17 protein-coding genes, 4 tRNA genes and 3 pseudogenes are annotated in these 20,280 nt (G+C 39.3%); 12 read left to right on the plus strand and 12 right to left on the minus strand.

Annotation, left to right across the window (positions count from 1 at the left end):
• Positions 1–2 precede the first annotated feature (2 nt).
• The 3 genes and pseudogenes from P4S65_RS05050 to P4S65_RS05060 all read right to left on the minus strand — a co-directional run bounded on the left by P4S65_RS05050 (position 3) and on the right by P4S65_RS05060 (position 3,499).
• Positions 3–2,158: pseudogene (locus P4S65_RS05050) on the minus strand (response regulator).
• A gap of 94 nt (positions 2,159–2,252) precedes the next feature.
• A complete protein-coding gene (locus tag P4S65_RS05055; protein ID WP_007378044.1) occupies positions 2,253–2,909 on the minus strand; it encodes a helix-turn-helix transcriptional regulator in 657 nt (218 codons plus the stop codon).
• A 219-nt stretch (positions 2,910–3,128) separates the two neighbouring features.
• A pseudogene (locus P4S65_RS05060) lies at positions 3,129–3,499 on the minus strand (histidine triad nucleotide-binding protein).
• Positions 3,500–3,591: 92 nt separating this feature from the next.
• Here P4S65_RS05060 and P4S65_RS05065 point away from each other — a divergent pair.
• A complete protein-coding gene (locus P4S65_RS05065) occupies positions 3,592–4,185 on the plus strand; it encodes a DUF2057 domain-containing protein (RefSeq protein ID WP_096792221.1) in 594 nt (197 codons plus the stop codon).
• 53 nt (positions 4,186–4,238) lie between these two features.
• Here P4S65_RS05065 and P4S65_RS05070 read toward each other — a convergent pair whose 3' ends face one another.
• Complete coding sequence (locus P4S65_RS05070) at positions 4,239–6,080, minus strand: M1 family metallopeptidase (RefSeq protein WP_337120731.1); 1,842 nt, start codon at positions 6,078–6,080, stop codon at positions 4,239–4,241.
• A 142-nt stretch (positions 6,081–6,222) separates the two neighbouring features.
• On the opposite strand from P4S65_RS05070, the gene murB reads away from it, so the two are divergent.
• The 9 genes from murB to P4S65_RS05115 all read left to right on the plus strand — a co-directional run bounded on the left by murB (position 6,223) and on the right by P4S65_RS05115 (position 11,635).
• Positions 6,223–7,233 carry a UDP-N-acetylmuramate dehydrogenase gene (gene murB, locus P4S65_RS05075; protein ID WP_337119694.1) on the plus strand — a complete coding sequence of 337 codons (1,011 nt, stop codon included), beginning with the start codon at positions 6,223–6,225 and terminating at the stop codon, positions 7,231–7,233.
• Positions 7,230–8,222, plus strand: a complete 993-nt coding sequence (birA, locus tag P4S65_RS05080) for a bifunctional biotin--[acetyl-CoA-carboxylase] ligase/biotin operon repressor BirA (RefSeq protein ID WP_337119695.1) — start codon at positions 7,230–7,232, stop codon at positions 8,220–8,222. Before murB ends, birA begins: the two co-directional genes overlap by 4 nt.
• Positions 8,219–8,929, plus strand: a complete 711-nt coding sequence (locus tag P4S65_RS05085; RefSeq protein ID WP_337119696.1) for a type III pantothenate kinase — start codon at positions 8,219–8,221, stop codon at positions 8,927–8,929. The genes birA and P4S65_RS05085 overlap by 4 nt, the downstream gene beginning before the upstream one ends.
• 126 nt (positions 8,930–9,055) lie before the next feature.
• Positions 9,056–9,131 (plus strand) — tRNA-Thr (locus tag P4S65_RS05090).
• Positions 9,132–9,171: 40 nt separating this feature from the next.
• Positions 9,172–9,256 (plus strand) — tRNA-Tyr (locus P4S65_RS05095).
• A 44-nt stretch (positions 9,257–9,300) separates the two neighbouring features.
• Positions 9,301–9,375 (plus strand) — tRNA-Gly (locus P4S65_RS05100).
• Between the two features lie 11 nt (positions 9,376–9,386).
• Positions 9,387–9,462, plus strand: a tRNA-Thr gene (locus P4S65_RS05105).
• A gap of 128 nt (positions 9,463–9,590) precedes the next feature.
• The gene (gene tuf / locus P4S65_RS05110) at positions 9,591–10,775 is read left to right on the plus strand and encodes an elongation factor Tu (RefSeq protein WP_008133488.1); all 1,185 of its coding nucleotides are present in this window, start codon (positions 9,591–9,593) and stop codon (positions 10,773–10,775) included.
• A 335-nt stretch (positions 10,776–11,110) separates the two neighbouring features.
• A complete protein-coding gene (locus P4S65_RS05115; protein WP_337119697.1) occupies positions 11,111–11,635 on the plus strand; it encodes a hypothetical protein in 525 nt (174 codons plus the stop codon).
• Positions 11,636–11,712: 77 nt separating this feature from the next.
• Here P4S65_RS05115 and P4S65_RS05120 read toward each other — a convergent pair.
• The 5 genes and pseudogenes from P4S65_RS05120 to P4S65_RS05140 form a co-directional block, all read right to left on the minus strand.
• Positions 11,713–12,935 (minus strand): annotated as a pseudogene (locus tag P4S65_RS05120) (dipeptidase).
• 30 nt (positions 12,936–12,965) lie between these two features.
• A complete protein-coding gene (locus P4S65_RS05125; RefSeq protein WP_008138653.1) occupies positions 12,966–13,220 on the minus strand; it encodes a YheU family protein in 255 nt (84 codons plus the stop codon).
• Positions 13,217–14,209, minus strand: coding sequence for a hydrolase (locus tag P4S65_RS05130; RefSeq protein WP_096792228.1), 993 nt, complete (start codon positions 14,207–14,209; stop codon positions 13,217–13,219). Before P4S65_RS05130 ends, P4S65_RS05125 begins: the two co-directional genes overlap by 4 nt.
• A gap of 426 nt (positions 14,210–14,635) precedes the next feature.
• A complete protein-coding gene (locus P4S65_RS05135) occupies positions 14,636–15,049 on the minus strand; it encodes a TIGR02444 family protein (RefSeq protein ID WP_096792229.1) in 414 nt (137 codons plus the stop codon).
• Positions 15,033–16,955: an ATP-binding cassette domain-containing protein gene (locus P4S65_RS05140; protein ID WP_337119698.1), complete on the minus strand. Its 1,923-nt coding sequence runs from the start codon at positions 16,953–16,955 to the stop codon at positions 15,033–15,035. Before P4S65_RS05140 ends, P4S65_RS05135 begins: the two co-directional genes overlap by 17 nt.
• Positions 16,956–17,087: 132 nt before the next feature.
• On the opposite strand from P4S65_RS05140, the gene P4S65_RS05145 reads away from it, so the two are divergent.
• A complete protein-coding gene (locus P4S65_RS05145) occupies positions 17,088–17,291 on the plus strand; it encodes a YheV family putative zinc ribbon protein (protein ID WP_007378899.1) in 204 nt (67 codons plus the stop codon).
• A gap of 32 nt (positions 17,292–17,323) precedes the next feature.
• Here the strand turns inward: P4S65_RS05145 and P4S65_RS05150 are convergent, their stop codons facing one another.
• Both P4S65_RS05150 and P4S65_RS05155 read right to left on the minus strand, forming a co-directional pair.
• Positions 17,324–17,539, minus strand: coding sequence for a SlyX family protein (locus P4S65_RS05150; protein WP_004335946.1), 216 nt, complete (start codon positions 17,537–17,539; stop codon positions 17,324–17,326).
• The gene (locus tag P4S65_RS05155; RefSeq protein WP_337119699.1) at positions 17,526–18,524 is read right to left on the minus strand and encodes a WD40 repeat domain-containing protein; all 999 of its coding nucleotides are present in this window, start codon (positions 18,522–18,524) and stop codon (positions 17,526–17,528) included. The genes P4S65_RS05150 and P4S65_RS05155 overlap by 14 nt, the downstream gene beginning before the upstream one ends.
• Positions 18,525–18,738: 214 nt before the next feature.
• On the opposite strand from P4S65_RS05155, the gene fkpA reads away from it, so the two are divergent.
• The gene (fkpA, locus tag P4S65_RS05160; RefSeq protein WP_007378902.1) at positions 18,739–19,491 is read left to right on the plus strand and encodes an FKBP-type peptidyl-prolyl cis-trans isomerase; all 753 of its coding nucleotides are present in this window, start codon (positions 18,739–18,741) and stop codon (positions 19,489–19,491) included.
• A gap of 83 nt (positions 19,492–19,574) precedes the next feature.
• On the opposite strand, the gene P4S65_RS05165 is transcribed toward fkpA, so the two are convergent.
• On the minus strand, positions 19,575–20,045 hold the full coding sequence (locus tag P4S65_RS05165) for an Rsd/AlgQ family anti-sigma factor (RefSeq protein WP_008138658.1): 471 nt from the start codon (positions 20,043–20,045) through the stop codon (positions 19,575–19,577).
• Between the last annotated feature and the right edge of the window lie 235 nt (positions 20,046–20,280).

The following is a 20,280-nucleotide window of genomic DNA, read 5'->3' on the forward strand; positions in this document are numbered from 1 at the left end:
GGCTATAGAAGTTGCCCGCGCACAAACTTTAAATATTGCTCTAAGCTTTGTTGCCACAGATCTAACGCTTCATCAAGCATGTCGTTGTGTGGTTTTTTATCGAGTAAGCGGCGCTCTATTTTTTTAGCGCTATACCATAACGATTAAAACCTAACTGTAAGGCTGTGCTTGCCTGGCGATGTAAAAGCTTAATACATTGCTCTGGATGCTGAGTAGTAAGCTCTTGGCAACGAATGAGTTTATTTCGTGCTGAAAGTACAAATTCGTTATAAATAGACGATACTTCATCTTCACTAAACGAAGTGGTTAGTGTCTCTGCTGCGGTTTCGTCGTACAAAGTGTCAATAAGTTCTACAGTAATATTAGCCGTTTGATTTGATTGAGAGTCGCTAAGTGCTTGGCGAAGCTTTTGGTGTTTAATAGGCTTGCCAACAATATCTTTTATTCCTAATTCTAAATATTCTTTTACTTCGTCGGGGCTAAGGCTTGCAGTAAAAGCGAGCACGGGAGTTCGTTGATTTTTATGATCAATGCGTTTTAGGCGTTTAAGTACTTCTTGGCCTGTTAAATCAGGTAAGTTCATATCAAGTAACACTACATCAAAGTGATGTTTTTGCATAAGCTCAATAGCGCTTTTCCCATCTTTTGCGAGCTTAATTTTGTGCTCATCGTCGGCCATAAATTCGATAGCAATTTTTTGGTTCAAATCTAAATCTTCAACCAATAATACATCAAGGCCTGTTAGGTAATCTTTAGTCTGGTGTCGCTGCTCTACTAAACTTAGTTCGCCCAAAGTAAAAGTGACGATAAAGCTAAATACACTGCCTGTACCGAGTTGGCTTGCAATTTCGAGTCGGCTACTAAGCTTTTCAAGCAAACGGCTGGTAATGGCTAAACCTAGGCCGGTTCCACCTTTTTCTTTACCTGCGCTACTTTGTACATAAGGTTCTGTTAAGTAAGCTATCTCGTCGTTTTCTATGCCTGGGCCAGAGTCCTTCACACTTATTTTTATGGTGTGTTCAAGTTGTTTCTCTAAAATTAAATCAACTTGAATTTTCACAACACCGTGGTCGGTAAATTTAATGGCATTACCCACTAAGTTAATAATAATTTGCCTAAGTTTTTGTTGGTCGCAGTAATAACAAGCTTGCTCTGGAATATTGCACACAAGCTCAAATTTAAGATGTTTTTGCTCGGCAAGTGGGCTCAGTAATAGACATAAATTATTGAGCCATGTTTTAAATTCTATATCTTCTTCATAAAGTGCTTCATCACTTTGATCTAGGCTTGCGTAATCAAGTACTTTATCTACGAGTAAATTGAGTGATTCGGCGGAGTTTATAATTGCCTCGCAATAAGCTTTATTACGAGTATCACTTGTTTGGTTCATGACAAGCTGAGCGCTGCCTAAAATGCCATTCAGTGGGGTGCGTATTTCGTGGCTAATAGTTGAGAGAAATAGTCCGCGTATTTCTAAGTCTTTTTGCGCTTTATCGGCTAGTTTATTGAGGTGTTGCTCTCTGCGTTCATTACACAATAAGGCCATGCCTGCAGCATAGAACATGGGTGCAATGACGCCATTTAAAAATAATAGTGAGCTAAACCAGCCATTAATTAATAGATTACTTTGTTCAATATCGTCCATAAATAACGAGCGGCCAATAAAACTAAAAGCAACGAGAGTCAATATAATAATGTATACAATACTGCCATTAGGATAGGGCGCACGGGCATGTTTGATAAATATAAATAATAAAAATATAGCTTCAGCTATATGTTGTATATCAGATGCAATAACTCGTTCGTGTAAAGAGGGATCAAAAAAGGTGTAATAACCGAGCATTACAGCGCTAAAAGCAGTAAATGAGCAGATTAATTTGAAGCCAATACCGTGATAATTTAAAAATTGGCTGAGTGATAGGCAATGCACAATTGAAGCTGCAAACATCATGCTACTGGCAATGCTAATAATAACTAAATTATGTGTATTACCAACAAGGGTAAAACCAATAACAGAACCCAGTAATAAAATAGGGTAAAAAATATAAAGCAGCGTACCCGGAGTTTGCTTGTTTGTTCGCCATGTTAAAAAATTAAGCAAGGTCATTACAACCACTATGGCTATGCTGGCAAAGTAAAGAGTGAAAGAGTCGAGCATTTAGTTTCCAGCGAAGTGATGTTTTAACAAGTGGGTAGTAAATATAAAAACAGACACCTAAGTGTCTGTTTTTATATTTAAACGAAATGCGTATTTAACGAATTTCGTCTGGTATATTTTGCTGCGCCCAAGACAATAGCTCAATGCGATTACGACATTTAGTTTTTCTAAATGCACTGTATAGATGAGTTTTTACAGTGTGCGGACTAATACTTAATTCTTCAGCAATTTCTTTATTTTTAGAACCATTACTCATTAACGAGATAATTGCTTTTTCTCGTTTAGTTAATTTAACTGGTTCTATATCACCTTCGGTTAGCTTATGAAGTGCATCTTTATTAAACTGCAGCATACGGTTTAATGCGTTACACATTATGTCACGGCGATACCAAAGCTGATCTTCCATTAATAAACGAATACCTTTCATTAATACATCGGCGTTATCAGTCGTATAAAACACACCACGAATACCGCTTAATAATGCACGGTTAGCTAGTTCTGGATTTTCGTCTAGGTTAAATAATATGATATCGCATTTAACGCGTAGGTTTACTAATTGTTCTTTTAGCTTTCCCCATGCATCTTTACTTGATGTTTCAATAAACAGTAATCGAGTCCCTTCAGGTATATCTAAAATGTTTGTACCTGTGGTTACGTCAAGGCCTTGCGTTTTTAACAAAGGTTCTAAAACGTTAATGCCAATAGTATTAATTGGCTCTTGATCTAATAACAAAAAGGCAGAACTGCTCATATTTTTATACTCTTTTATAAAGCTGACTGATTAAGTTTATCACGACTTCCACACCTTTTGTATTAGAAAGTCGCTATTTTACTTGAAAACAAGTACGATTTTACGATTATTTAAACATAAAATGTTGCAAATAAGTAATTGTTTTTCGTTTGTTAAACATGAGAAATATTAACATTTGGCACTTAACGTATATTAAAAGAGTACAATAAAAGTCATTATTTAAATAAAACTCTTTTTAACATCTTGATACGGAGGCCAGCCCATCTCTTTCCCTGCAAGCATATGCAAGTGTATATGGTATACAGTTTGCCCACCATGCTCGTTACAGTTCATTACTACTCGATAGCCGTTGTCTGCAAAATTATGTTGTTTAGCTAACTTTGCTGCTACGGTATATAAATTGCCAATTAAGTATGAATTTTCATCATTTATATCATTGATAGTGGCAATTGCTTTTTTGGGATAATCAATACATGGAATGGGGCTTGAGGATTTATATCTTTAAATGCAAGGGTATCATCATCTTCATAAATAATGTCTGCTGGAATTTCACGATTAATTATTTTTGTAAAAATTGTATTTTGACTCATGGTATGTCCCTAATTAAATATTATGAAATTTAGGCTCACTAATGACAAAATTTCATAGCAGTGTCAAACTGAAAATAACTAAAGGAGTAAATATGCGTAAATCAGTATTAATGGGCAGTGCGGCAGTGCTGTTATTTAGTGTATCGAGTATGGCAGAAAATATTCACTTCCCTGAGGAGTTTGTGCCATTACAAGTGGGAGAGCGTGTTATAGAAAGCTCTTTATTTAGTCGGGTTGATGATTTAGAGCTTGCGCCGGGTACTTATCAGCTAAAATTAAAATATACCGACTTATATGAACAAGGCTTTGACGATCATGAAGTGATTGAGTCAGAACCGTTTTGGGTAGATGTTACCGTTGAAGCTGGGAAAAATTACACTTTGGTGTTTAATCGGGCAGATAACGCCGTGTCGGCGAAACTATTTGCAGAAGTACCAGAAGTGAGTTTACAAGCCAAAGGCAGCTCACTGCCTGAACCCTTAACTGTTATTTCCAATAATCAAATGGAAAAAGTAAAGCCAGTGAAACCAATGGTAAGTTCGGCTGTTGTTTCTCAAAAATCAAATAAGCCACTAGGGCCTGTTAATAGTCAGGGGATGCCAAGCGCAGCGAATATGCTTGATTTTTGGTGGCAACAAGCCACAACGTCAGAGCGTAAAGCTTTTTTAGAAAAAGTGACAAAATAACAGAAAAACAAAAGGGCCAAATTTGGCCCTTTTTAGTTTCTAGTTAACGCTATTTATTCAAATAATGCGTCAATAGTACCTTGTGCAAGAGGGTGATACCCAGGACGTGCTTTTAAGTACACGCTTTGTGCCCAGTCTTTTTTACCGTTAGTGATAAGTGATTTATATAACGGCACAATTAACTTACGACGGCCAATACCTGATAAGTGCTTATTAAGCGCAGGATAAATTGGTTGATAACCATTACCTACTGCTAGCATAAACCAAGCAAACGCACGTTCAGCGTTAGTTGATTGCGTTAGGTTAAATTCACTATCAAGCTCGCTCATTTTCTCTATGCTTAAATCGCGTGGTAAGTTATTTAAAAAGTGTAGCCACTCATGCACAGACCAATCAGCCGTTGGCAGTTGAGTTGCAGTTGTGTCGCCTTTTAGCCATGCTGCTGTTGCTGTATCTACTTTATCAAATGCATCAGAAGTAGGGTTTGGCGCATCACTTGGTAATCCAGGTTCAAAAATCCATTCGTTTACTTTATCCATGCTTACAACACCAGGATGCTTTTCTATTAAGTTAGCTTTTAAGTAAGTAACAAATTGCGCGGTAGTAAGTGATTTAAACGAAAACTCTTTAAAGTACGCTTTTACAAACGGGTCAAACTTATCGCGACCATATTTGTTTTCTAGGTAAATTAAAAATAATTGACCTTTAGTGTAAGGCACTGAACTGAATGCATCGTCTGGGTCGCGGCCGTTAAGTTTTAAATTAAGGCGTGTATCTGGTGCATCAATTGTTTTAAGTTGTGCGCGTAAAGACGCTGAATCAAGTGCTTGTTCCATAACCGCACGGTCACGGCCAAATACTTCTTCCATAATGCGGTTTTCAACGTACGAGGTAAAACCTTCGTTTAACCATAAGTCTTCCCATGTTGCGTTAGTTACTAAGTTACCTGACCAAGAATGAGCAAGCTCATGAGCAATAAGGTTAACTAAACTTTTATCACCGGCAACAACAGTTGGAGTAATAAATGATAAGCGTGGGTTTTCCATGCCACCAAACGGAAAACTTGGTGGTAGCATTAATAAGTCGTAGCGACCCCATGCATATTCGCCGTACATCGCGTTTGTTTTATCGATCATGGCTTGGGTGTCGTCAAATTCAGCAACTGAGGCATCTAAAATTGTAGGCTCAGCAAATATGCCAGTTTGGTGCGACATTGCTTTAAATTCTAAGTTACCTGCGCCAATAGCAATTAGGTAAGGTGAAATTGCTTGTGGCATATCAAAAATGTAGTCGCCATCTTTATAAAGCGCATCTTTGTTGTCGGCACTCATTACAGCACGTATATCTTTTGGTGTATGAATTCGTGCAGAGTAAGTTACACGCATTGCGGGTGTATCTTGCACTGGGATCCAACTACGTGCATGAATTGCTTGCGATTGGCTGTACATAAATGGATGCGTTTTACTTGCCGTTTGCTCTGGTGTTAACCATTGCAGGCCTGAAGCTTCTGGACGACTGTTGTAGTAAATACGAACTACTTCAGCTTGGTTTTTAAACTTAATTGTAAGCTTTGAACCTTTAACGTCGTCTCGCTTAGCTAAATCAAAAGTCGCTTTTTTCCAGTTACCGCTTTGATCTTTGTACATTACTTTATCAATGTCTAAGTCGCGGGTATCAAGTACGAGAGTTCTACTTTTGCTGTTGTTCCACTGAAGAGTATGCTCAACAAAACCTTCTAACTGCTTGTCGGCAAAATCGACATCTAAATCAAGGCTTAAATGCGTAGTAACAACATCATCAAGGTTAGCATACGAGTTTTGGTCAATCGCATTAGCCATTGCTTGCGAACACATACCCGCCATAGCGAGGCTTAAAAAAAGAGGTTTAATTTTCATCATTACTCTGAACACAAATAAAAAGTGCAGGTTTTATATCACGATTGACACGGCGGGTTGAGTGATTTTTACAATCTAGTGCCACATTTGCGACGATGAGGTAAACTATTGCGATTAGTTACCGGTATTTTTAGAGAGCTTTGTGGCGCATTCATTACACTCCTTACATACATTCGCATTAAACAGCCAATGCCAAAATTTTGTTGAAATTACTCAGCTTGAACAACTTAAAACGCAAAGTTTTAGCGCGCCGTTTTGTTTGCTAGGCGAGGGCAGTAATACCGTATTTTTAAATGACTACATGGGTACGGTTATAAAAATAGCTTTAAAAGGAATTAAAATTACCGATCGTGAGAGCGACACACTAATAAGTATTGCTGCAGGCGAAAATTGGCATCAACTAGTCAGTTATTTATTAGAGAAAAATATACCCGGGCTTGAAAATCTAGCACTTATACCGGGCACCGCTGGCGCATCGCCGGTACAAAATATTGGTGCTTATGGCGTTGAAATAGCTAAATTTGTTGAGTTGGTAGAGTACTTTGATATAACCACTAAAACTATGCATTCATTAAATAGCGAACAATGTGAATTTGCTTACAGAGACTCAATATTTAAACATGCCCTTAAAAATAAAGCGGTGATCACGCAGGTACATTTGGCGCTCCCAAAAAAATGGCAACCAGTATTGAGTTATGGCCCTTTGCAGCAACTTAAGGTTGTTACGCCGCAGGCTGTGTTCGATCAAGTAATACAAACTCGCAATAGCAAATTACCTAACCCATATACACTTGCCAATGCGGGTAGCTTTTTTAAAAACCCTATAATAACCAACCAGCAGTTAGCTGAGCTATTAAAGCAATTTGCTGATTTACCTCATTACGAATATGGGCAAAGTCATCACAAGGTCGCGGCAGGTTGGTTAATCGATCAAAGTGGTTTAAAAGGGCACCGCGAGGCAGGTATTGAAGTGCATCAACAACAAGCACTAGTACTTGTTAATCACGGAAATAGTGAAGGCAGCGACCTAATAAAAATAATTAAACACATTCAGCAAGTGGTTTATACGCGTTACAACATTATGTTAGAGCACGAAGTACGTTTAATGGATGCACGCAACGAATGCCATATTAACGCGGAGCCTAAGCAATGAAAGCACCTGATGGAAACAAACTCGCTATTTTAAATGCTTTAAAGCAAGGTGTTTTTGTATCTGGCCAAGCGCTGGGTGAACAGCTTGGCATTAGCCGAGCTGCAGTAAGTAAACATATTAAAGCGTTACAAGAAATGGGCTTGGATATTTTTAAAGTGACTGGCAAAGGCTATTGTTTGAATAGTCAGGTGGGCCTTTTAAATAAAACGCAAATTGATCAGCACTACAAAGCGCTAGGTGCAAATACTGCCGATGTAGAAGTACACCCTATTATTGATTCAACAAACAGCGAGCTTATGCGCCGTATACAGGCCAAAACAGCGCTTGAGTCTGGCACTGTTATTGTTGCTGAAATGCAGCAAGCAGGACGTGGTAGACGCGGCCGTGTTTGGCAATCCCCATTCGGCGCTAATCTGTATTACAGTTACTTTTGGCGTTTAGATGACGGCTTACAAGCTGCAATGGGCGTATCAATTGCAGTAGGTCTTGCAGTTTATGATGCAATTAAAGCGTTATACCAAATTGATGTAGAGCTTAAATGGCCTAACGATATTTATATAAATAAGCAAAAGCTTGCAGGTGTATTGGTTGAATTAGATGGACAACCGCAAGGACCTTGTCAGTTAGTGATGGGTATCGGTATTAATTTACAAATGCCTGAGAGTTTTAGCCAACATATAGACCAAGCGTGGACCGACTTAAATCAACATACTCAAAAGCTTGATAAAAACCAACTGGTGGCGTCACTTACTTATCATTTAGAGCAGCGTTTAGTGCAGTATCGTCAAACTGGCTTACAAGATATGTATGAGCAATGGAATTCGCTTAATGCGTTTGCTGGCGATTATGTTGAGCTAAATACAGGGCACCGAAGCTGGCGTGGAATATGCGAAGGTATTGACCCACAAGGTGGAATACGAATTCGCCAAGACGGGGAAGTAAAAAGTTATTACGGTGGGGAAGTCTCCCTCAGAAAGGCGCAAGTATGAGATTACTGATCGACGTAGGAAATACATCATTAAAAGCTGTGTTGTGGCATAACGAGCAAGCACAACCGGCAGATATAAATAACCTGCCTTGGTTACAAATAACCGAAGTGATTTATGCATGTGTAGGGCGCAGTGATTTACTAAGCGATATTCTCGCGCAAGCGGCTAGCAATAATATTACTTGCTTTGAGGCCAAGGTAACCAAAACGCTTGGAGATCTTGTATGCGCTTACGAGCATGTGGGTAACTTAGGCATAGACAGATGGCTTGCGCTTATTGCAGGCTTTACGTTATATCCAAACACAGCATGCATTGTTGTTGATGCGGGTACTGCGACAACAATTGATGTGCTCAATAGTGAAGGATTACATTTAGGTGGCTGGATTTTACCTGGGCTTGATTTAATGACTTCATCACTTACACAAAATACTCAACGTGTTTTTGATGACGGTAAAACACCGTTTACCAATGAACTGGGTAAAAATACGCCTAATGGTTTAAAAAATGGTGCTTTAGTCGCAACCATTGGAGTAATTGAGCAAGCTAAGTTGCACTTAACGGATAAAAAAACAGGGCAAAAAGTACAAATAATTTTTGCTGGTGGCTATGGCTTACTTTTACAACAGCAATTTGAGGGAAGTATTTTTGATTCATTACTCGTAATGAAAGGATTAAATTACTGGCATCAGCTAAACAAAACAATATAAAAAAGTTCAAAAAACGTGTTTTCGCGTGAATATTGAGCATTTAAACTAAAAATTTACACTTTTTTTAATTTTATTGTTGCATCCCAATAAACCTTACTCTAATATCTCGCCCCGTACTAAAGCAGTGCCGACTTAGCTCAGCTGGTAGAGCAACTGACTTGTAATCAGTAGGTCAACCGTTCGACTCGGTTAGTCGGCACCACTTTCCTTTTACCGGAAGTGAATTAGTAGAGAATTATCGTGGAGGGGTTCCCGAGCGGCCAAAGGGATCAGACTGTAAATCTGACGGCTCAGCCTTCGCTGGTTCGAATCCAGCTCCCTCCACCACTTTATTCTTGACGGTTAGAGGTAGTTTAAGAACAGATTTTTATGCGGGCATCGTATAATGGCTATTACCTCAGCCTTCCAAGCTGATGATGCGGGTTCGATTCCCGCTGCCCGCTCCAGTTCTTGTGTTGCTGATATAGCTCAGTTGGTAGAGCGCACCCTTGGTAAGGGTGAGGTCGGCAGTTCGACTCTGCCTATCAGCACCAGTCCTAAGAATCTCCTTGATTACTTCCTTTATCTGTCAGAAAATACTATTTGAAAAAATTAACTTAATCTACCTCTGGTGGATTATTTTCATATGTAATTTAGATACACAAAACTGATAGGTTCCGTCATGGCAAAAGAAAAGTTTGAACGCGTAAAACCGCACGTAAACGTTGGTACAATCGGCCACGTTGACCACGGTAAAACTACACTAACTGCAGCAATCACTAACGTACTTGCAAAAGTATACGGCGGTGTTGCTAAAGATTTCGCATCAATCGACAACGCTCCTGAAGAGCGCGAACGTGGTATCACTATTTCAACGTCTCACGTTGAATACGATACTCCTTCACGTCACTACGCACACGTAGATTGTCCTGGTCACGCCGATTATGTTAAAAACATGATCACTGGTGCTGCTCAAATGGACGGCGCGATCTTAGTAGTTGCTGCGACAGATGGCCCTATGCCACAAACACGTGAGCACATCCTTCTTTCTCGTCAAGTTGGCGTTCCTTACATCATCGTGTTCATGAACAAATGTGACATGGTAGATGACGAAGAGCTACTTGAACTAGTAGAAATGGAAGTTCGTGAACTTCTTTCAGAATACGATTTCCCAGGTGATGACTTACCTCTAATCGCTGGTTCTGCGCTTAAAGCGTTAGAAGGCGAGAAAGAGTGGGAAGATAAGATTGTTGAGCTTGCAAACGCACTTGATTCTTACATCCCAGAGCCAGAGCGTGACATCGATAAGCCTTTCATCATGCCTATCGAAGACGTTTTCTCAATCCAAGGCCGTGGTACTGTTGTAACTGGTCGTGTTGAAGCTGGTATCATCCGCATCAATGACGAAGTAGAAATTGTTGGTATCAATGATACAACTCGTTCTACTTGTACTGGTGTTGAAATGTTCCGTAAGCTTCTTGACGAAGGTCGTGCTGGCGAAAACATCGGTGCACTTCTACGTGGTACTAAACGTGAAGACGTTGAACGTGGTCAAGTACTAGCTAAGCCTGGTTCAATCAACCCACATACTACATTCACTTCAGAAGTATACGTACTTTCTAAAGATGAAGGTGGTCGTCATACTCCATTCTTCAAAGGTTACCGTCCACAGTTCTACTTCCGTACAACTGACGTAACTGGTGACGTACAGTTACCAGATGGCGTAGAAATGGTAATGCCTGGTGATAACATCAAGATGACAGTAACTCTAATCGCACCAATCGCGATGGATGAAGGTCTTCGTTTTGCTATCCGTGAAGGTGGCCGTACTGTAGGTGCTGGTGTTGTAGCAACTATCGTAGCGTAATAATTAGCTTTAAAGTTAATTGTTATAAAAAGGTCACTTAGGTGGCCTTTTTTAATGCCTGAAGAAAAGTGATTAGCTCCTATATCGCTTTATTGCCGTAGCTTGGGTTGAGTTTTACGAAACCCGAGGGAATTCTTTGTGGTATTATTTGCCAAATAAGGCGGCTTTGGGCATCCTAAAACAGCTTTTAGAGTAAAGCTGTAGCAATAAAATAAAAAGGAATTAATTTGGACCCTTTTTTTAACTACCTTATAAAAATAGATAGAAAATGTCCCACTTGGGACTTATTAATGTTTGTTATATTAATTTATTTACCAATATTACAGAGGGTTTATATGGAATTAAGTATTGCAGAAATAGTGACTTGCTCTACAGCAATTGTCACTTTGTTTATTGCTATCCTTACTTGGCAAATTGCCAAAAACTCGCTAAAAGTAGCTAAAGAATCCAATAACTTTGCCAAATTTCAATTAACAGAAAGGCTTTCATTAAAACTTTATGAGTTGAAGGATCTTATAGATAAAGAAAATGGATCGAGACTTTGGACTGATTTTTTATCTAATGGAAGAATATCCAAAGAGTATGAAAATTTGCTTTATATAATTAAAGATAATGCCAGAGCCAATAATGTATTGAGTGAAAAGCAATCAAACGATTTAGTTAATATATATGAATTTTTTATAGATAAGCCAAATAAAAAAATAGAGCTAGGAGAGGGAAAGCTAAATCCTAAAGATATCTTAAGAGAATATAAAGAAGAGAGAAAGAAAGAGGAACCTAATGATGAAGAAGCAGAACATGCACATAATATTATATACGACATTATAAATAACACTTTAATAAAGCTAAAGCTGCCATAGCATTAGTCATATAAACACGGCCAAGACCGCGTTTATAATATTAGGTGTATTAGGTCATTTTGCTTACAGCTAAAATTTTAGTGCTTTTTCGCATACTCTTCAGCTTGTTTTAAAACTCTTAATAAATTACCGCTAAGAATCTTTTTAATATCTTTGTCGCTGTAATCTCTGTCCATTAAACCTTGAACAAGATTAGGATAGCTAGATACATCTTTTAAACCGATAGGTAATGAATCGCCAACTCCATCATAATCAGAGCCAATACCTACATAATCAATACCAATTAGCTCAACTACGTGATCAATATGGTCAAGTACTTGCTCAAGGCTTGCAAATGGGTATGGGTTTTTAGCGCGGTACGCAGCATCAAAATCTTTACTTAACTTAGTGCCTTCTTTTTTAGCTGACTCTTTTGTGTTTTTTAATTGCTTGCCCCAACTACCTGCTTTAGCGGTAACAAAGCTTGAGCCAAAGTTGATTTGAATAACGCCGCCATTTTTTTCAGCGCTAATAACATATCGTCATTCATATTACGCTCAAAGCCGGGCGTGTATTTACGAAGTGATGAGTGAGAGGCAATTACTGGTGTTTTAGAAAGCTCCATAACCTGATAAAACGCATCATCAGAAATATGCGATACATCGATTAGCATACCAATATTATTCATTTCAGTGACAAGCTTTTTACCAAATGGGCTTAAGCCTTTCCATTTACGGCGTATATCGTAAGATGAATCCGAAATATGGTTGCTTTGCGAGTGCGCTAGCGTGATGTAGCGAATACCACGGTCGTAAAAGTGCTGAAGGTTTTTCATGTCCCCTTCGATTGGAGAGCCGTTTTCCATACCCATCGCTATAGAAAGCTTGCCTTGTTTAAATTGCTCTTCTATATCAGTGCTTGAGCTAGCAATAGCAAACTTATCGGGTGCGCGCTGGGCTATGGCTTCCATACTATCAATCATTTGATTGGCTAGCTGGTAGCTTTTTTCTTTACCTTCAAATTCCAAATGCGCAGGAATATAAATTGACATAAACGGTGCGTTTAAACCGCCTTTTACAGCGCGAGGGTAGTCAAAATCGCCATCAGTTGTTGCTTTAGTTACATCAACCCAATTTTCGTGAATTCGATAAGGTACGTCGATATGGGTATCAATTAAAATGGTGTCTTTAGCGAGTTTAATTGCCTTGTCAGATGCTGTTATTGTTTGTTCTGCTTGGGCTTGGCTAGTTAAAGCTAGTGATATGGCTACCACTAGAGTGCTGAGTTTTATCATGTTTTGGCTCTTAGGGTAAAAAGCCATTGTGTACGTTCAATTCAAAAGTTACAAGTGCTAATCAAACGACTCTGCTTGATGCTCTTCACTTTGCAGCGCTTTAAATTCGCCTTTCGAAATAATGGTTACAGACTCATGAAGCTCTGAAAAAAACACCATGGCTTCGCCATTTTTTAGCTGAAGCTTAACCTGGTTTACTTTAGATTCAATACTAGCCTCTATTTCGCCATAGTCGGTGCCTTCGCGCAAAACATAGCTTTCTATTAAGTTGTATAGCGTATCTTTATCGAGTTGCTCAAAAGGGATGATCATAGTTGCTCATTATTCACTTTATTTAAAACATATTGCCCAAAGTAATTGGGTACGGTTTTTTCTAACCAAAATATAGGCTTAAACGGATTTTTACCGGCAATAAAGCCAACATGCCCTCCTTTTTCAGAGATGCGCAGCGTAACATGCTCACTTACGTCTTGCCTACTCGGTACGGCTTTAATTGAGAGCATGGGGTCGTCTTTTGCATGAATAATTAATGTAGGCACAGCAATATGCTTTAAATATGGCATCGCACTGGCTTGACGATAGTAATCGTGAGCGTTTTCAAAGCCGTGCAAAGGAGCCGTTAGCTGGTTATCAAACTCTAATAGGTCGTCAATGTTCATTAATTGATCGGTAGTGATAGATATTAGCTGCTTAATTTGTGGCAACTTACGTTGCATCGACTTTTTCATGCGATCGAGCAAATACTTTTGATAAATTTTACCTAGGCTTTTACGAATTACATCGCTTGATGACGACAAATCATAAGGTGCAGAAACAACCGCAGCCGCGCTTAAAGGACATGCTAGTGCTTGTTCACCTAAGTATTTGGCAAGTACGTTACCGCCTAACGAAAAGCCAACGGCAACCATAGGTCTATTTGGATATTGTTGCTTTAGATGATTAATAAAAAAAGCTAAGTCGGCTGTATCACCACTATGATATGCGCGAGGCAAGCGATTTACTTCGGTTGAGCAATTTCTAAAGTGCATAAGCACAACTGCATAACCTTGCTTTTTTAATGCCTTCATCATGCCTTTAGCGTAAAAGCTATTTATATTACCTTCAAGGCCATGAAGGACTATAGCAAGAGGTGCAGTTTCGTTATGCGGAAGTGACCAAGCAAGTTCGATAAAATCGCCATCGGGTGTATCAAGTTGCTCAAGTTCGTAGCTAGTGTTATGAAATGGGCGGAAAAAACGCGGCATTATGGTTTGAACGTGACGGTTTGTCATCCACCATGCGGGTTTAAACTGTGGGATCATATTTGTACTACACACTTTGCAAAAAAGAATCGCTAGTGTATCAAAAAGAATAAAAAGCGCCTAATCAGTAACTGATAGGGCGCTTTGTGCGTCGTGCTTAATTTTGTTCGGGAATTTCTGCGTCATGTATTTTTTTCAAAAAGAAAAAAGCAAAAAAGATACACAAAGAAACAACGATGGTTAAAAACCCAAAAGACATAAATAAAACTGGATCTGTAAAAAAGTCTCTAAAGAATACGCTCATAAGTTGCTCCCCTCGTTTTTGATGGGTTAATCATAAGCGGTGTTTGCAGGTCGCAACGTGATCGAGATCAAGTAATTTTTCTAAGCAGGTGTAGGAGTGAAGCTAAGTTGATTTAGATCATGCTTTAAGAGGGGGTTCTATAGATTCGGTGCGTACTTCAACAATGTATGAAATGTATTTACTTACACGTATAGCTTTATATTGTTGGGTGTATCAGAAGTTTTTAATTTAAGACCGTTAGCGGTGCTTATGAGCATGCATTGCTGTTGTTTTTCAAGCTTTAGCTCAGTGCTTAGTAACTCTGCGCGTATTGTAGCGTAATCACTTATCGTATTCTGATTAGTTTTTAAATAGCTGCGTGCGGCGCGCAGGGGTTGTAATACGTGAGTATCAAACTCACTCACTACTTGCGTTAACTCATTTAGCTGTTGGGTATTAATACTTAAATTTAATGAATCTAAATAAAGCAGTAATAAGCATAAATTGACGTTTTTTCCTTGCTGGTTTTGTAGTGCCAGCAAGGTTGTTTGTTGCACAGGCTTTGCGTACAAGGTGCACGCAAACTGCCAAAAATGGTCGCTATTGAGCAAGTTCATCGGCGAATGCCTGCTCTTTTTCTTCCATTTCTTCAAGTGCCATAAGTAACTCTTCTTCAACGTCGTTAAGTTTAGGTGTAAGGGTTGCTTGCTTAGCTAATAACTCTTTAAGCTTGGCTTTGTTATCGTCGTTGTAGAGTTCGTTATCACCTAAGGTCACTTCAACTTCACTTAATTCAGCGGTGAATTTATCGAGTTGCTTTTCAAGCTTTTCAATTTGCTTTTTAAGTGGCTGAGTGGCCTTTCTAAACTCAGCCTCTAAGCGTTTTTGCTCTTTACGGTTAACACCCGGATTTGCTTTAGGCTCGTCGCTTTGCTGCGCTTTAACCGCTTCTTTATTCGCATTGAGTAACCACTGGTAATACGCATCTAAATCGTAACCAAACTGGGTTACTTTGCCGTCATCTACTAAGTAAAACTCATCGGCGGTATTTTTAAGCATATGGCGGTCGTGCGATACAGTAACCATGGCGCCTTCAAAGCCTTGTAGTGCCATAACAAGTGCATGGCGCATTTCTAAATCAAGGTGGTTTGTAGGCTCATCGAGTAGTAATAAGTTTGGCTTTTGGTATACCAACATGGCAAGTACTAAACGTGCTTTTTCGCCGCCCGAAAATGGGGCTACGGGCTCAAGGGCTTTATCGCCAATAAAGGCAAAACCACCTAAAAAGTCACGTAGTGATTGCTCAGTGGCTTTTGGGTCTAGTCGTTGTATGTGCATTATTGCACTGGCTTTTAAATCAAGAGATTCAAGCTGATGCTGCGCAAAGTAACCAATATTTAATCCGTGATGCTGAATAACTTCGCCAGCTTGCGGCTCTAAATCACCAGAAAGCAGTTTAATTAATGTTGATTTACCTGCGCCATTTCGACCAAGTAAAGCAATTCGGCTGCCTGGTACAAGGTTTAGCTCTATATTATTTAAAATAGTGACGTCACCATAACCCGCTTTTGCTTTATCTATCGTCATTAGTGGGTTTGGCAATGCTTTTGGCTCTGCAAACTCAAAGTTAAACGGCGAGTCGGCATGTGCTGGCGCTAGTTTTTCCATGCGTTCAAGCGCTTTCACACGGCTTTGTGCTTGTTTAGCTTTACTGGCTTTTGCTTTAAAGCGCGTTATAAACTGCTCAAGGTGAGCAATTTGATCTTGTTGCTTATCAAACATTGCTTGTTGTTGTAGTAAACGCTCTGCTTTTTGGCGCTCAAACTGCGAGTAGTTACCTTTGTAAACGTTGATAAGTTGCTTATCTACGTGCCAAATTTGATCAACCACCGCATCTAAAAACTCACGGTCATGCGATATAAGTACAAGGGTGCCGGTGTAAGCGCGTAAAAAGCGTTCAAGCCAATAAACGGCATCTAAATCAAGGTGGTTTGTTGGCTCATCAAGAAGTAGTAAATCGGCGTCGCGTATTAATGCTTGGGCAAGGTTTAAACGCATACGCCAACCACCCGAAAACGAGCTTACAGGGTTTTCTATTAGGTTATTAGCAAAGCCTAAGCCGTGTAATAGCTCACCTGCGGTTGATTCAATGCTATAGCCTTTAATGTTTTCAAGCTGAATATGTACTTTGGCTTGTGTGTCGCCATCGTTGTTTTTCTCGGCCTCACGCAGTGCTATACGCATTGCATAGTATTCTGGATGGCCTTGGAGTACATAATCAATTGCGCTTATTTCAAGGGCTGGAGTTTCTTGCTTTACTGAGGCAATAGACCAATCTTTTGGAATGCTACAGCTACCGGCATCTAGTTGCAGTTCTGATTTTAGTAAACCAAATAACGTTGATTTTCCACAGCCATTAGCGCCAACAAGGCCTACTTTGTGTTCTGGAAATAACGTAGCTGATGCGTTTTTTAATAAGGCTTTACCGCCACGAAGTAGTTCTATTTCTGAGATTTGGATCATGAATGCGTTACTTTGCTGTGCCCTTGTTAAGTTGGCGCTATCATAACATAGAACTTAATGCGCTTATCAAGCGTATCAACAAGTGAAGTTATACGATAAAATAGCGGCAGTTCAAACCACAGGAAAAATGTTGTGAGACAAAAGAAGCGATTTATTGCTGGTGCATCGTGCCCTGACTGCAAAGCCATGGATACTATGATGCTATACAGAGAACATGATGTTGAAAAAGTAGAGTGTGTTGAGTGTGGTCATAAAATGGCGCAACCCGATAACGCTGTTCAGGCGTCTACTCGCCAATTTGAACAAGTAATTGGTGTGTTTAAACCGGGCGACTAACCCGGTTTTTTATTGCCTAATTTTTACCGGCTTTAGTAGTGCGGTGGAGGCGGCTCAGGTACTTCAGACATCATAGACGATGATGACTGCGACTCTTTAATTTTTTCTGCTAGTAGCTCAGTTTGGCGTTTCATTTTTGCTAAAAGTTGCTGGTGCACTTTTATTTCATCATTTAAGACTTCAATCGTTTCGTCTTGAAAAGCCACTTTGGCTTCAAGTTCCATTAAGCGATGTTCAATTGTGTTCATTATTCTCTCGTATAATAAATCGCTCTGCGATACCGCTGGAGCTTTCGGTTAACAACGACTTACCGTTATCTGTAAATGTCACATCTAGCACCACCGCCGATTTAGGCTTACTGCCTTCGCGCGGGGCAACCTGCCAAGTTTGAATTTTTTCACCGCTTGGTATTTGCCACAAATCTACGCGCTTATTTGGCGAGCCGGTTGCAAGCAAAGTGCCTTGTTCGTTAAAACGCACAGCAGTAAAAATTTTCTGACGCGCAATATACTTCAGTTTACTCACAAGATCACCTGTAGTCAGCTTCCATACATTTGCTTGTGCCATACTATCGGCCGTAAACGCATAGCGACCTTGTGGATCGAGCGTTACGTGGGTAACACGCGTTGGGTGATTAAAACGATGAATTACTTGCCCTGTACGTGTATCCCAAAAGTAAGCAACATAATCGTTAGAGCCACTTAAAGCAAAGCGTCCGTTGGGCGATAAATCAACGGTGTTAACTTTATCTTGATGACCTAAAAATTCGATACGTCTGCCGGTTTCAAGGTTTATGAATACAACTACGCCGTCGCTACGGCCGTATAAAACACTACGGCCTTGATTGCTAATGGCAATATCGCGAATACTGGCTTTTTGTATTTTGTAATAACCTTTATTTTTGCCTGTGGTTATATCCCACACCGCAAACGTGGTTTTTTCGGCGGTAACGGCCACGCTGTTATCAAAAGCAATGGCTACTGCATACACTAGGCTATCTTGTGATTGTTGCTGAAACCACTGGTATTTTAGCACTTGCTGTTGATTATCCCACAGGGCGACCCCATGGTTAATGGAGGAGATCAAGCTGTATTTACCATCGTTCGATAGCGTTGATGAAAATGCACCTTGCGCAGCATGTTCGTAGCTTGCTACAGCCTGTTGTTTTTTATCGGTACAAGCTGTAGCTAAAAAACAGCTAAATACGATTAAAAAAGTACGAAATATCGACATGTTACAGGTATTTCCTCTTAACTCTTAGTGACTGAGAGGTTAGACTAGGACGCGTTGAATGCCTAGGTTGTTTGTCTAATCACTGGATATGTTTTTAGTTTAGCTAACAATGTGAAATTTAGTCATTAAACAAGCAGCCTATCATGTAGGCCGTTAATCTTTAACTAGTAATAATACAATAAATGACAACTGCAAAGTGTGTCGGAGATTTAAAATGAAAAAGACGATTAAATTGTCATTGATTGCAGCGTCAGTTTTAGCGCTTACAGCTTGTAATCAAGAAGCAAAAAAAGAGCAAGCAGAAGTTAAGCTAGACACTGTTGAACAGCAACAAGCATACGGTATTGGTGCATCTGTAGGTAACTTTTTAAATAAAGACTTAGCAGACAAAACTGAAATTGGTATTGAACTAGACCAAGCACTTTTAATTCGTGGTTTTGAAGACGCACTTGCTGGTAATGCAAAAATTGACGAAGAAAAAATTCGTGAAGTGTTAACTGCATTAGATACATCAGTACGTACTAAGCAAGAAGAAACAGCAAAAGTTGAGTCTGAAAAAAGCAAAGAAGCGGGTGTTAAATACTTAGCTGATAACGCTAAAAAAGAAGGTGTTACAGTAACGGAGTCTGGCCTGCAGTACGAAGTGCTTAGTGAAGGTGATGGCGAAAAGCCAGTAGCAACCGATGTAGTTAAAGTACACTACAAAGGTACTTTATTAGACGGTACTGAGTTTGATAGCTCATATGCACGCAACGAACCTACAACTTTCCCTCTTAACCGCGTAATTGCGGGTTGGACCGAAGGTTTACAGCTTATGTCAGTGGGTTCTAAGTACAAGTTTACTATTCCTTCAGAACTTGCTTACGGCGACCGCGATTTAGGTAAAATTCCTGCTAACTCAACACTTATTTTTGATGTTGAATTACTTGAAATTCAAAACGATGAAGACGCAGCTCCTGCAAAATAATCATCATATAAACTAAAAGTTATTTAGCTTATAAATGCAAAAAGGGACCTTAGGTCCCTTTTTTAATACGTGTAAGTAACGTATTAATTTGTGTGATTAGAAAATAAGTTGTCAATAAGCTCATCCTCTAACGCAAATCGTGCTTCTAGCGCTTCACCGATAACAGATAAATCGTTATCAAAATCTTTTAATAAGTCTTCTTTATCTACTTCTGCGTATTTATCGTTAAAATCCAGTGCAATATCAGTTGTACTAGAAATACGCGGGTAAATTGCATTGGCAAGTTCTTGGCTTTTTGGGCCTTTATTTTCACAAGCTTTAGCAATGTCATCATAAATTTCAAAATGACCAGCAGACAAGTAATCCATCAGAATTTGGCAAAAAGATTCAATTTGAGCAGGCTCTGGTAAAGCATGATCTTTTTTATCATATGGAGAAAAACCAGCCATTTTACAAAAGAGCACAATAAGCTCTTGGCGTTCATTTAACCACTTATCGATTACTGTGTGGCTACCACCCCATTTCTGTTGAGCTTTTTCTACACGCGTCAGCATAACTGTTCTCCTAGCTGGGTTGGTCTTTAAATTAAGTATAATAAGTTTATATACATCAAGATATATTTAATTTGCGTGTATATCAACAAGTAAAATAGATGTTCTAAAAGCGATGTAATTTATTGAATGGTAAATGGTGAGATTTATTGCAGGCAAGAAAAAACCACCGGTTAAGGTGGTCTAATTTCTTTCATTGGCTTGTTATAACAAGCTTTCTTATTTTTATGAGATAATT

Origin of the sequence: Pseudoalteromonas sp. B131b (genome assembly GCF_037162545.1) — a bacterium.
Classification (GTDB): Bacteria; Pseudomonadota; Gammaproteobacteria; order Enterobacterales; family Alteromonadaceae; genus Pseudoalteromonas; species Pseudoalteromonas fuliginea.